Source organism: Streptomyces sp. NPDC034670, from assembly GCF_055574875.1.
In genome coordinates this window covers 182190-195481 of record NZ_JBVITR010000001.1, presented here as the reverse complement: position 1 = coordinate 195481, position 13292 = coordinate 182190, and the positions used below count along the sequence as shown (strand labels likewise).

9 protein-coding genes are annotated in these 13292 nt (G+C 70.0%); 5 read left to right on the top strand and 4 right to left on the bottom strand.

The window, feature by feature from the left end; genetic code table 11:
* Positions 1–80 precede the first annotated feature (80 nt).
* Positions 81–1442: a sensor histidine kinase gene (locus ACZ56B_RS00880; RefSeq protein ID WP_398621213.1), complete on the top strand. Its 1362-nt coding sequence runs from the start codon at positions 81–83 to the stop codon at positions 1440–1442.
* Between the two features lies 1 nt (position 1443).
* Here the strand turns inward: ACZ56B_RS00880 and ACZ56B_RS00875 are convergent, their stop codons facing one another.
* Entirely contained in the window at positions 1444–3417 is a 1974-nt protein-coding gene (locus ACZ56B_RS00875; RefSeq protein ID WP_361568174.1) for a P-loop NTPase family protein, read from the bottom strand.
* A gap of 407 nt (positions 3418–3824) precedes the next feature.
* On the opposite strand from ACZ56B_RS00875, the gene ACZ56B_RS00870 reads away from it, so the two are divergent.
* Positions 3825–4541: a hypothetical protein gene (locus ACZ56B_RS00870; protein ID WP_468784831.1), complete on the top strand. Its 717-nt coding sequence runs from the start codon at positions 3825–3827 to the stop codon at positions 4539–4541.
* A 61-nt stretch (positions 4542–4602) separates the two neighbouring features.
* On the opposite strand, the gene ACZ56B_RS00865 is transcribed toward ACZ56B_RS00870, so the two are convergent.
* Positions 4603–5286, bottom strand: coding sequence for a response regulator (locus ACZ56B_RS00865; RefSeq protein WP_468784829.1), 684 nt, complete (start codon positions 5284–5286; stop codon positions 4603–4605).
* Positions 5287–5798: 512 nt separating this feature from the next.
* On the opposite strand from ACZ56B_RS00865, the gene ACZ56B_RS00860 reads away from it, so the two are divergent.
* A complete protein-coding gene (locus tag ACZ56B_RS00860) occupies positions 5799–6224 on the top strand; it encodes an OsmC family protein (RefSeq protein WP_055469927.1) in 426 nt (141 codons plus the stop codon).
* Positions 6225–6404: 180 nt separating this feature from the next.
* Here ACZ56B_RS00860 and ACZ56B_RS00855 read toward each other — a convergent pair whose 3' ends face one another.
* Both ACZ56B_RS00855 and ACZ56B_RS00850 read right to left on the bottom strand, forming a co-directional pair.
* Positions 6405–6803: a hypothetical protein gene (locus ACZ56B_RS00855; RefSeq protein ID WP_468784827.1), complete on the bottom strand. Its 399-nt coding sequence runs from the start codon at positions 6801–6803 to the stop codon at positions 6405–6407.
* A gap of 1616 nt (positions 6804–8419) precedes the next feature.
* Entirely contained in the window at positions 8420–10066 is a 1647-nt protein-coding gene (locus ACZ56B_RS00850) for a glycoside hydrolase family 27 protein (protein ID WP_468784825.1), read from the bottom strand.
* Between the two features lie 336 nt (positions 10067–10402).
* On the opposite strand from ACZ56B_RS00850, the gene ACZ56B_RS00845 reads away from it, so the two are divergent.
* Entirely contained in the window at positions 10403–12013 is a 1611-nt protein-coding gene (locus tag ACZ56B_RS00845) for a glycoside hydrolase family 43 protein (RefSeq protein ID WP_468785017.1), read from the top strand.
* A gap of 661 nt (positions 12014–12674) precedes the next feature.
* A complete protein-coding gene (locus ACZ56B_RS00840; protein WP_468784823.1) occupies positions 12675–13049 on the top strand; it encodes a roadblock/LC7 domain-containing protein in 375 nt (124 codons plus the stop codon).
* Positions 13050–13292 lie beyond the last annotated feature (243 nt).

The window sequence follows — 13292 nt, the reverse complement described above, 5'->3', positions numbered from 1 at the left end:
TGACCCACGGACGAGGGGTACGCCGTCTTCCGGTGTCCCGGCGGGCCGCTGTCGGCCGGCGCGGTCTACCGTGGACCGTCATGAGCGCACTGAACTCGTGGCCGCGCCGCCGTCTGCCCCCCGCCCTGACCGACCTGGCCCTGGGCGTTCTCCTGACAGGCTGGTGCCTGGCCCTGCCCTCCCTGGTCCCTGCGAGCGAGGCCCTGCACAACGCGCCGGGCGGCTGGTGGGTCGCGCTCATCCTGGTCTGCGGTGCGCCCATTACCGTTCATCACCGGTTCCCGCTGGCGAGCCTCGTGGTGGTCGCGGTCACCTGCAGCATCCTCCAGGCGCTGAGTTACGTCCCCCACCTGGTGGGGCCGCAGGGGACCGCGATCAGCCCCACCTACCTGTGCGCCGCGACTGCCCTGTTCCTGACCGCCGTGCGGACCGAGCACCGCACCGCCGCTCTTGTGGCGCTCCTCCACGTTCCGGCGCTGTCCGTGACGGAAGCCGTGCTGGCGCCCGCGGGCCACTGGCTTGCCGCGGGCACGACCGAGGCGGTGCTGACGGCCGCGGCCTGGTCCCTCGGCCGGCTGGTACGAACGCGGACCGCCATGCAGGATCAGGCGCTGGAGCGCGCCAAGGCGCTGGAGGGTGAACAGCTCGCCAAAGCCCGTGCCGCCGTCATGGAGGAACGCGCGCGCATCGCCCGGGAACTGCATGACATCGTCGCCCACAACGTCAGCCTCATGGTCGTGCAGACCATCGCCGCCGACCGGGTCCAGGCCCGCGACCCGGAGAAGGCCCACGAACTGCACCGCACCATAGAGGAGACCGGCCGGGCCACCGTCGCCGAGCTACGGCAACTGCTGGACGTGCTCCGCACCGACGACGAGGACGACACCGACCCCAGCAAGCAGCCACCGCAGCCCACCATCGACGCCATCCCGGCGCTGCTGGAGTCGGTACGTGCCGCCGGTCTCCAGGTCCACTGCGCCATCAGCGGGGAACCGGTCGACCTGTCGGCCGGCTCGCAACTGGCGGTCTACCGGATCGTGCAGGAAGCCCTCACCAACACGCTCAAGCACGCGGGCCGCACCCGCACCGCCGTCACGCTGACGTGGGAGCACGACCGCCGCAGGCTCTCCTTGAGGATCTGCGACGCGGGCCCCGGCGAGCAGGCCGCGCCTTCACCGGCCCACGTCTTCGACCGGGGGGCGGGGCACGGGCTGGTCGGGATCCGGGAACGGGTCGCGGCCATGGGCGGCACACTGCACACCGGTCACCGGCCCGGAGGCGGTTACTGTGTGCATGCCGCCCTCCCCCTTCCGTCCGTGTACGGCCCGCCCCCGCCGGACGACCGGAGCTCCTGCGTCCTCGCCGAGCCCGTTGGCCACGAGGACGGCACCGGGTCCCACGACGACGAGGCCGGGACCGTCCTCGCTCTCCCGGTCACCTGAGTCAACGCCGCGGCCGGTCCGCGGGTGACAGCAGCGGGGTTCCGGACAGTTCGTGCTCCCACATGATCCGCGTGATCCGGCGTGTCGCCCACGCCAGGTGGCGGCGGTAGGTGCTGAGGGGAAGCCCCAGGCGCCGAGCGGCGGCCGCCTGCGTCGAGGCCCCTTCGACGTAGGCGGCGGTCGCCGCCCGGTAGCCCTTGTCACCACCGCGCTCGAGCGGCAGGCTGCCGATCGCGCTGGTGACCACGTCCTTGAGACCCATGCCGTGCGCCAGGACGAGACGACTGCGCTGGAGCGGGTTGAGCGCCAGCTCACGTGGCCGGCGCAAGGCTCGCAGAGCGGCCTTCACGGCGACGGCGAACTCCTCCTCGCCCAGCACCAGGATCTCCGCCGCCGTGCACGGATCCTTCCCGGAGCGGGCTGGACCAGGAGCGGCGCCGGTGAGCAAGGGAGCGTTCGCCGCACCCCCGAACACCGCGGGCAGGGCACGCCGGTCGCAGGCGAAGAGACGGTGACGGTGACCGTCGACGGTCACCGTGCCGGCCGTCGGCTCCATGGCGTGGTGGCGCAGATGAGAGTCCCAGAAGCCGTCGTCGCGCAGGACGGCGAACGCCCAGGCCAGTCTGTCGTCGCGGATGATCTCCCCCACCATGCGCCCGAGGGACGCGTCCATCACGGGGGAGGGACGGTGATCGCCGTACTCGCCGACGTGGAACCGCGCCAGCGCGATGTGCTCGCCGGCCCGCACCGGACCGTGCTTCCTGGTGTGCGCCCAGGCGGCGGCGACGACCGGGTCCTCCGCCTCCCCTTCGAAGGGCATGAGCCTCAACCACGCCGAACATCCGACGTCATCCTCACCAGGTCCGAGGCGTTGCAGAAGGAAGGACTCGGGCTGCTCGCGCAGCCAGTGCGCGGCCATGCGCGCCGACTCCGGTCCCTCCTGGCGGCGTATCCGGCGGATCAGCGTCGCCTCGTGCCCGACCGCGCGGGGCAGCTCTTCGGCCCGGCCGCCCGACGCCCGGCCGTGCGCATCTGCCAGAAAGCGCCCGGAGCGGTGGAGGAACCGCAGGTCCCCCACGGTCTCGAGGACGCGGGAAGCGGGCCCGAGCCTCGTCCGTTCGAGCAGGTGGCCCCGGATCCTCCGGTGCAGTTCTGCGAATCCGGCCGGATCACGCCAGCGTAGATCGGCTCTCAGCGCCTCGCGTACGACGGCGTGGGGGGCCACACCGAGCCGGGTGGTCTGGACGAACGGCTGGTCGCGCAGCCAGAGGAAGAGATCCTCGCCCTGGTCACCGAGGACCGCCCGCAGCAACGCCACCGAAGTGACACGGGCCTGGGCGCACACGTCCAGGGCTGCCTGGTGAGCCTCGTCGGGCGGGGTACCGACGAGGCGGCGCAGCAGAGTGGCGACGGCGTCCTGGCCCAGCGGAGGATCCGCGTGATCGGCACCGCCATCGGTCTCCGTGCGCACCGCCGCCTCCGCGGCCAGGGCGAGAGCCAGGGGGTGCCCTCCGGTGAACTCCAGCAGGGCGTCGTGCAGGTGAGGGAGCACGCCTCGCTGCCGGAGGAACGCCGCTGCGTCGGGCTTGCTCAGACCGCCGAGGGGCAGTACACGCAGCAGCCCCGTCCAGCCCGGGTCGGCCGGCCAGTGAGGGTCAGGCTCGTGGCGGCTCGCCACGACGACCACGGTGCCCCAGGGGAGGCGGGGTAGGCACTCCTCACGCAACCAGCCGTCCAAGGACCGGCAGTGCTCGAAGGAATCGACGAGCAGAACGGCTCCAGGCTCCCGTATAACGGGACGTACGGCACGCATGAACGCATCGGCGGTCGCCGGCGTGGTCCGCCCGTCGACCCGTACGACGGTGCGGCCTGCGGCACGGGCCTCCAGCGCGAACCGGCGCAAGAGCATCGACTTGCCCGTGCCCTCCGGACCGTGCAGGTAGAGAACGCAGGCGGCGCCGGATGCTCCGTGCAACGCTGCGCGGAAGAAGTGGAGCTCATGCCTGCGTCCGAGGAATGAACGCTCCCGGACTCGTTCCAACCGCCGGCCCAGGCTGCCGCCGCGCGTGCTCACTCACTCCGCCTCTCCGTCTCGCCCGACGCGCCCGGGCCGCTGACCGCGACAGCGCGGAGCGCGGCCGCGACGGGAGTACTCCGAGAGGAGCATATGCGTCCGTGGATCACCAAGAGCGGCCGCCCACGAGGGGCGGAGAGTTCGTCGCCCCTGCACCCTCGGCGGCCGCCGTTGAGCACAGGTGAGCACATGGCGACCACCGCTTGAGCAGCCGGTGGCGCGCGGGGGTGCCGAGCATGGAACGGACCCGCCACACGAGTACCACCCCCCGCCACACGAGTACCACCCCCATGCCCATGCCCATGCCCATGCCCACAACTGCGATGTCCTCCTCCTGCCCCGTCGATGTCGTCCTCTCACTGCGCCGGCAGAAGACAGCCCGTCTGCTGCGCACCATGCGCCCGTACCACGTGCTGCCGGCCCTGTCCCACTCATGGGGTTCCGCACCGGCCTACATGTCGCTGCTGCGCAGGCCCGACGGACTGACCGTCCTCGATGTGTCAGAGGACGGCGGAACGGACCGACTTGAGCAGCGCGTGCGCGTGCTCAGCACGATCTCCTCGGTCGTGGTGCTGGCCCCCCGGGACGTGGACGTGGTCGCCACGCTGCGTGCGGGGGCCGTCAACGTGCTCCCCCGGGACACCCCTCCTAGGGAGTTGGCCGGACGGATCGTCGCCGAACGCAGGTGGATCGATCTCTCTTCGAGGCGTCAACGCCTGCGGGCACCGTCCCAGAGTCGTCCGCAGGTCGTGCCTCACCAGGCTTCTCAGCAGGTGTTGTTGGAACTTCTAAGCCTGCCTTCCCGTGAGTGGTGTTGTCACGATCTGGGTCTGCTGCTCGGCACCGCCGGGAGGCCGGTGAGCAAACGGGCGCTGCAAGCCCGTGTGATGCGTCTGAACGGACGTCTGGCGCCGTACGGGGTCTCTGTCGACGCCGTACACCGGTGGGGCCGGACCAGGTACTCGGGTGTACGCGAGGCCGTGCCGTACGAGGTGCCGCCCGCGCAGTCGCCGTTGCGCCTCTGATCTCGCGCCCCGGATGCGCTGACGACTCGTTCGTGGGAGGCCGTCAGGGAGGAGCAGCCTGTCAGCGGACGGTGGAAGCGTGCCCGACCGGTGTGACCAGGCCGGCGTCGTAGGCCAGGATCACCGCTTGTACCCGGTCACGCAGATGGTACTTCTCCAGGATATGAGCGATGTGTGTCCTGACCGTGTTCTTGCTGACGTCCAACTCCTGAGCGATCTCCTCGTTGGACAGCCCCCGACTCAGCGCACGCAACACGTCGACCTCGCGGGCCGTGAGATGCTCCAGCCGCCTGGACGCGGCCCCGACGGCCGGCTGAGGCAGACGGGCGAAGCGGTCCAGAAGCCGCCGAGTGACACGGGGGGACAGGACCGCGTCACCGGCGGCCACCATCCGTACCGCCTCCACCAGAGACTGTGCGGGCCCGTCCTTGAGCAGGAAACCGACGGCCCCGGCCCTGAGAGCGTCCAGGACGTGCCGATCCAGGTCGAACGTGGTCAACATCACGACCTGGGCTTCCGCACCGGACTCCAGGATGCGCCGGGTGGCCTCGACACCGTCCGTGCCGGGCATGCGGACGTCCATCAGGACGACGTCCGGCCGCAGGGCGAAGACCTGCTCAACAGCGGAGTCGCCGTCGGACGCCTCACCGACAACGGCGATGTCCGGTTCGCATTCGAGGATGAGACGGAAACCGGTGCGGATCATCTGCTGGTCGTCGACCAGCAGAACGCGGACGGACTCCATGGAAGAGGCTTCCTTCGTGCGGTGCGGGTGAAACGGGCGGCCGACTCGACTGCCGCCCGAGCGATGCGCTGACGACGAGCATGTGTACCGGCTCTCGATGACGACAGATCACGATATCTGCACGGGTCGTCCGGGACGCGCTGGGTCGATGCGCGCAGCGTGACGCAGCCGACGTGGAGAGACGAGAAGGCACGCTGCTCCGGCCTGGCGACTGATCAAGCCGGCCCGAGAGGGTTGCTCCAGCAACTGAGGGATCATCTGTCGGAGCACTTTCCCTTCGCCTTACTGCCTTACGTGCCCTACAGCATGCAGTACACGATTACGCAAAAGTGAACGACGATCAACTTCGTGAAGCGTGCCGTCCGGGCAAGGGCCTGCGTTCGCGGGCGGTGCTGACACCGCACGACCGCCGGTATCGCCGTGGGACACCGTGCCGCCGTGCCACGTCCTCCTGTGATCCGATGGGCTCGCTGCCCCGATCAGGGGCCGAAGGCTCAACGAAGGGAACCACCGTGGCAACCACGCGCTCCGCGCACACCGTCTGGGAAGGCAACCTGCTCGAGGGCAACGGCGTCGTCACCTTCGACTCGTCCGGCATCGGCGAGCAGCCGGTGTCGTGGCCGTCGCGCGCCGAGCAGGCGAACGGCAGGACCAGCCCGGAGGAGCTGATCGCCGCCGCCCACTCCAGCTGCTTCTCCATGGCACTGTCGCACGGCCTGACCGGCGCCGGCACCCCGCCCACCAAGCTCACCACCTCCGCCGACGTCACCTTCCAGCCCGGCGAGGGCATCAAGGGCATCCACCTCACGGTGGAGGGCACCGTCCCCGGCCTCGACAACGACACCTTCGTCGCCGCCGCCGAGGACGCCAAGAAGAACTGCCCGGTCAGCCAGGCCCTGACCGGCACGACCATCACCCTGACCGCGAAGCTGGCCTGAAACAGGGGCGGGGACCGGCCACATGACGCGTCGGGCGGAGCCGGTTCTGCAACGGAACTGCGGTGCAGTCCCCCAGAGGTCTGACTCACGCACCCGCTGAAGACGCGTAGTGGCGATTCGACGTGGGCAGGCCACGGCGTTGCCACTGGAAGCCGGAGCGGCCTCGCCGGCCTGCCACCCTCACGGGCGGCGGGTCGGCCCCGCTCTTGTCGTCCCTTGTCTGCTCGGCGCAGGGGGCGTGCCGGCTTCCGGCCGTATGCGGGTGCCGAGGTCGTCCAGCGGGCCGTCGGCGGTCATCATGCCTCTACTGGTCAGCAGGGCCGGCTCGCCAGACTTGGCCACGGCGCCGTTCGGCTGCTGGTCGGAGGTGCGGCCGACGGCGAAGCCACTGCTGCGACAACAGTCGATCATGACGACCTTCTGTGGCGCGGCGCACTGTTCCAACAGCTCATCGAAGAAACCGGCGCTGACACCGGTCTCGGCCACCCGGTCGAAGTCGGTGTCCCGGGCGACGACGTGGAACTCGCCGCCGTCTCTGACCCGTCTTACACCGTGCCCCAAGATGTACAGCAGGGCCATTTAGTATTCGTCGCACGCCGTAAGGAACTCGCCGATGGCCAGTCGCATGTCATCGGCGGTGAGGCCGGTCTCCGTCTGGATGGCGATGAAGCTGCCGACATTTCACGGACTCTGATCTTCAAGCTTCATAGCCTACGGCTCCGCTTCTGATGACCACCATGGCCGTGTGAGCCCGGCCAAGTGGTCGGCCCCTCGGGCAAAGCAGCGATCGAGATGCATGAGCCTGTCTCGTCGCGCTGGGAGAAAGACGCTCCCCGGTACGGACGGATAAGCGGGTGCGATCGCAAATCAGGCACCCGAGAAAGTTACAGACACACGGACCGCTCAGGAGCACCGACGCATCATGCGCGCCGACGCGTTCGACCTCACGTCGAAGCCGCACCGGCACGCTCCGGTGCGGCTTCGACGTCTCACGGATCCGGGCAGAAACCCCGCCATGACGGACCGCGGCGGGGCCTCGCCATATCACCCGCGTATCACACAGCCATCACCAACTGGGTAGACACTCTCGGACCAAGAGGCTCCGACCTGCATTTTCATGCCCTCAGTGGACTGGCACAGACGCCCCTGGACGGTCTCTACAACCTGTGCCAGGTGGTACCGAGGGACGGTCCCAAGATCAGCACGGGAAGGTGTTCCGGCCCGTCAAAGCGGTATTGCAGCGTTTCGATCTTGGCTTCGGTCACGGGTTCACACCTTCGTCTGTCACGATCTGTCACACGCCCCCTGCGAGACCTCCCCATGCCTCCGCCGCTGGAAGCAGGTCCGCCACGTCCGGCTTCACGTACCACTTCTTCGCCGTCTTCACGTCGGTGTGCCCGGCCCACATGGCGAGCAGTGGTCCGGCACCCCGTTGTCGGCCAGGTACGTGAGGCAAGACGCCCGAGCATCGTACAGACGGGCCCTGCCAAGGCCGTTCGCGTCCGTTGTTTTGCAGGCCCGCGTTCGGAGCCGCCGACCGTTCGGCGCGCTCCCGGTTCACCCACGGGCACCTACCCGCCACCCTCGTACCCCTGGGGTCCTTCTGACGGAAGATCACCACGGACCCCATGTGCTCCCGCTCGCGGAACACGAGCTCCACCCATGTGACGCGGCCCGTGGGAATTGGCTGTGACCGTGCTGACGGATCAGCTGCTCGACGCGGGCCCGGGACTCGTCCGAGACCCGGACCCGCCGTTGAGCACCTTCGACACGACCGGAACGGAGACGCCCGCGGACTCGGCGATGTACGCGACCGTCACCGACCCGGGCCCGGCGCCAGGCTCACGGTGTTCGCCCGCCGGAGGTCCTCCCGATCGGCCGGCACGGTCGCCTTCCCCGTCCCCCGACTGCTGCGACCGCCGTTCCGACACCTTGCACCAAGAGTGCGGTGGGAGCGCTGCGCCGACGGTCGCGGGCCGCTCGACGACGCACTGCCTCACCGCGTGGGGAACCACGGTGACGGGCACGACGCCCTGAGCCGGGACCGTGCCCGCCCGGAGATCTCCCGGGCGGGCACGGCACTCAGCCGCAGCCGGAGCCGGAGCCGGGGGCGGCCGTGCCGGCGGATGCGGCAGCCGTGCGGGAGGCCGTGGCCGGGGTGCTGTCGCCCCGCCCATGGCCCGGTGCCGCGTCGCTCACGTGCGGGTCCACTTCTGGTTGGCCTGGCCGTTGCAGGTCCACAGCACCAGCGGGGTCCCGTTGGCGGTGCCGGCCCCGCTGGCGTCGAGGCACAGTCCGGAGCGGACGCTGCGGATCGAGCCGTCGGAGCCGACGGTCCACTTCTGGTTGTCCTGGCCGTTGCAGGGCCAGGTGATGACACGGGTGCCGTTGGTGGTGCCCTGGTTGTAGGCGTCCAGGCACTTGTCGCCGTAGACGCGGATCTCGCCGCCCGCCCAGGTGGTCCACAGCTGGTTGGCGGCCGTGTGGCAGTCCCACAGCAGAGTCGCGGCGCCGGCGGCCGTGGAGGCGTTGTCCACGTCCACGCAGCGGCCGGAGGCGTTGCCCCGCAGGCGCGAGGTGGTGGCGGCCAGCGGGCTGCCGCCGCTCACCCGGTACGCGGCGACGCCGTGCGCGGGGACGCTCGCCGAGATCTGCCCGGACGTGCTCGACGTGCCGCCGGTCCACAGGTCGGTGAGGGTGAACGGTCCTCCGCTCAGACCGATCTGGGCGGCCGTCGTGGTGACCGTCGCCGCGCTCCCGCCCCGGTTGAACAGCCCCACCGCGACCGAACCGTCCGCCAGGGGCTTGGCGAACACCTCGATGTCGCCGTCGTCGCGCACCCTGCGTCCGCCCGCGCCCCGGGAGTCCTGGTTCACCGCCAGCAGGCGCGGGTTGCGCAGGATCGCGCTGACGTCGGCGGACATCGTGCGGATGTCGTTGCCGGCCATCAGCGGGGCACTCATCAGCGCCCACAGGGCGAAGTGGGAGCGGGACTCGGTCAGCGACAGGCCGGGGCGGCCGACGACCAGCATGTCGGGGTCGTTCCAGTGCCCCGGGCCGGACTGTGCGGCCAGCGGCGCGTTGACGTCCAGGACGTTGCCGACGCCCATCGGGTAGCTGTTGGTGTTGCCGTTCTGCCAGATGTCGAGCAGGTCCTCGGTCGTCCGCCACAGGTCGGCGACCTCGCCCCAGTTGTACGTGGACCCCGTGATGGCGTGGAAGCTGTTGGGGTTGATGCTGTAGACGATCGGCCGACCGGTGGCGCGCAGGGCATCACGCATCAGCTTGAACCGCGCGACCTGCTCGTCACGCGTGCCGCTCGAGGAACACCAGTCGTACTTGAGGTAGTCGACCCCCCACGAGGCGAACGTGGCGGCGTCCTGGACCTCGTGGCCCCTGCTGCCCGTGGAGCCCGGGTAAGTGCCCACGGTCTGCGCGCAGGTGCGCTCGCCCGGCACCTGGTAGATGCCGAACTTCAGGCCCTTGCTGTGGATGTAGTCCCCGAGGGCCTTCATCCCGCTCGGGAACTTCGTCGGGTTGGCCCGCAGGTTGCCCTGCGCGTCACGCTGCGGGTCGAACCAGCAGTCGTCGACCACCACGTACCGGTAGCCGGCGTCCCGCATGCCCGAGGACACCATCGCGTCGGCGGCCTGGCGGACCTGGGCCTCGGTGATCCCGCACCCGAAGCTGTTCCAGCTGTTCCACCCCAGCGGTGGGGTGAGCGCCGGACTGCCCGGCGCGGCCGTGGCGGTGGACTGCGCCGAGGCCGTCACGGACGCGGTCACCGTCAGCGCGGCGGCCGTGAGGAAGCGGAACAGTCGTCCGCGTAATCGTCTGGGCACCGGGACTCCTTCGGCAAGGAAGAGAGGAGAGTTCGAAATTTCGGCTGCCGTTCGGAAACTTCAGACGCCCCACGGATACTAGAGAGGCGACCGGTCATGTCAACACCTCCTCGGGGAGCAGGACGTGTCGCGTGATCGGCAAGGGACCAGGGCTCAGGCGCACCGACTCCGCGTCAGGCACTTCGAACATTTTGAAGCGGCGCACGACTGGTGCGAGGAGGGTTGACGGGGTACGCCGACCTCCTATCATCCGGAATGCTCGACAAGTCGTACTACGTTCGATATTTCGAATGCGACAGAGTCACTCCGGCCGACGAACTCGAGGTGGACACCTCCATGGATCTGTCATGGTCGCATCAATCTTTCACGCGTCGCCGCACGCTCGCAGCCGCCACCGGCCTGGCCGCCGGCGCCCTCCTCTCCCCCGGGCCCGCCCTCGCGACCGCGGCGCAGTACACGAACCCGGTGATCTGGCAGGACTTCGCGGACATCGACATCCTTCGCGTCGGCGACACCTACTACGCCTCGGCCTCGACGATGCACTACTCGCCGGGCGCGCCCGTTCTACGGTCGTACGACCTGGTGAACTGGGAGATCGCCGGCCATTCGGTGCCCGTCCTCGACTTCGGCGCCAAGTACGACCTGAACGGCGCCCGCGGCTACGTCAGAGGAATCTGGGCGTCGTCACTGGCCTACCGGCCCAGCAACAGGACCTTCTACTGGCTCGGCCAGATCGACTTCGCCCGGACGTACCTCTACACCGCCACCGCGGTGGAGGGGCCGTGGAACAGGCTGACGACGATCAGCACCCCCTACTACGACGCCGGCCTGCTCGTCGACACCGACGACACCCTCTACGTGGCGTACGGCAACACCACCATCAGCGTGGCCCAGCTCTCGCCCGACGGCCGCAGCCAGGTCCGTACGCAGGAGGTGTTCAGGACACCGTCCAGCGTCGGCACCTTGGAGGGCGCCCGGTTCTACAAGATCAACGGGCAGTACTACATCTTCCTGACCCGCCCCGCGAACGGCCAGTACGTCCTCAAGTCCTCGAGCGGCCCCTTCGGCCCGTACACGATGCGGCAGGTCCTCCTCGACCTGCGCGGACCGATCCCCGGCGGCGGCGTCCCCCACCAGGGCGGGCTGGTGCGGACGCAGAGCGGCGCCTGGTACTACATGGCCTTCGTCGACGCCTACCCCGGCGGCCGCATGCCCGCCCTGGCACCGGTCGCCTGGAGCGCGGACGGCTGGCCCGTCGTACAGCTCGTCAACGGCGCGTGGGGCACCACGTATCCCAGTCCGGCCGTACCCGCTCCGCCCCGCCAGGTCACCCCGATGACCGGCGTCGACACCTTCGACGGCACGACCCTGAAACCGAGGTGGGAGTGGAACCACAACCCCGACCCCACCAAGTGGTCGGTCGGCAACGGCCTGACGCTGCGGACCGCGACCGTCACCCATGACCTCTACTGGGCCCGCAACACCCTCACGCACCGCATCCAGGGCCCCGCCTCCACCGCCACGGTCCAGCTCGACCACTCCGCGATGCGGGACGGCGACCGGGCCGGGCTTGCGCTGCTGCGTGACTCCTCCGCCTGGATCGGCCTCAAGCGCGACGGCGGTGCGACACGGGTGGTGATGGTCACCGGGCTGACCATGGACAGCAACTGGAACACCACCGGCACCGGCACCGAGATCGCGAGCGCGCCCGTCTCCGGCGGCCGCATCTGGCTGCGCGCGAACGCGGACATCCGCCCCGGCGCACCGCGCCCCGGGACCTTCTCCTACAGCACCGACGGCAGCACGTTCACCCGTCTCGGACCCGCCTTCTCCATGGGCAACGACTGGCGGTTCTTCATGGGCTACCGGTTCGCCCTCTTCAACCACGCCACTCAGGCCCTCGGCGGCGCGGTCCGCGTCACGCGGTTCGAGGTGTCCACACCCTGAGCCGATCCATCGGCCGCCCCGCCCAGGAGCACCATGAGCCCGCTGAAACGGCTCGGTCCTCGCCGGGCATCCGTCCTGAGCGTGCCGACCACGACCGTCCTGATGAACCCGGCACCGCGACCGGCATCAGCAAAAGGGCAAGCGGCGGATCCGCGATCCGGGCGACCGTCAGGTCGTCGAAGCCGGCCACGGCGACGTCGGCGGGACCCGCCGGCCGGCTTCCCGCACGGTGCGCAGCGCTCCCGCCGCCGTGTCGTCGTCGGCGGCGGGCACTGCGTCCACGTCGGGGTGTTCCGCCGGCAGCGCGGCCGTGGCGGCCCGGCCCTGCGGGCCGGGCTCCCCCGCTTCCGCACGAGTCGTGCGGGCCCGTCTCCCGCGAAGGCGCCGCCGCGGGAGACGGCGCGGGCGGGCCCCGGGACACGCGCCCGGGCCGCCGGTGCCGTGGCGGCCGGGTCCCGGAGTGCTCCGGCCGGAGTTTTCCGAACATCCGGCGATCAGACAATCGTTCTCCGAAGCAATCATTCGGTCATTAGAAATCACCCCCGGAAACACGCGCCTCCGCGCCGACACCGCCTGCCTACGGTGCCGCCACCGGACCGGGCGGGAACCGCCGCCCCGTCGGGCCGACGCGACCGACGGAACGACCGAAGGGGAAACAGCCATGGCGAGTGTGGAAGTGTCGCTGAAGGAGATCATGACCGGCGTCGAGGGGGCCCTCGGAGCGGCCGTCGTCGACTACTCCAGCGGCATGGCCCTGGGGACGCTGGGCGGGGGCAAGGAGCTGGACCTCACCGTCGCGGCGGCCGGCAACACGGACGTCATCCGGGCCAAGGTGCGCACCATGGAGCTGCTGGGCCTGACGAGCCAGATCGAGGACATCCTCATCACGCTCGGCAGCCAGTACCACCTCATCCGGCTGGTCACCGGCCGGAACGGCAACGGCCTGTTCCTGTACCTCGTGCTCGACAAGTCCCGGTCGAACCTGGCGATGGCCCGCCACCAGCTCAAGCGGATCGAGGAACAGCTGGAGGTGTGACCGGCCCGGCGCCCGGGCCGACGCGCGCCCGTGATGTGAAGACTTCTTCAAGTGGCCACATCAACATGATCCCAATCCGCGGGTGCGCGCCGCGCCGGGCGAGAAGGATCGGCTTCGCAGGACACATCGTGGGGCGGCGCGTCCGCCGGAGCGCCGCCGCACCCCGGCAGACCGTCCCCAACGCGGCAGGGAGGGCACACCCACGCCGGTCCCCCTCTCCCCAGACAAGGGGGGGTTTTTTCT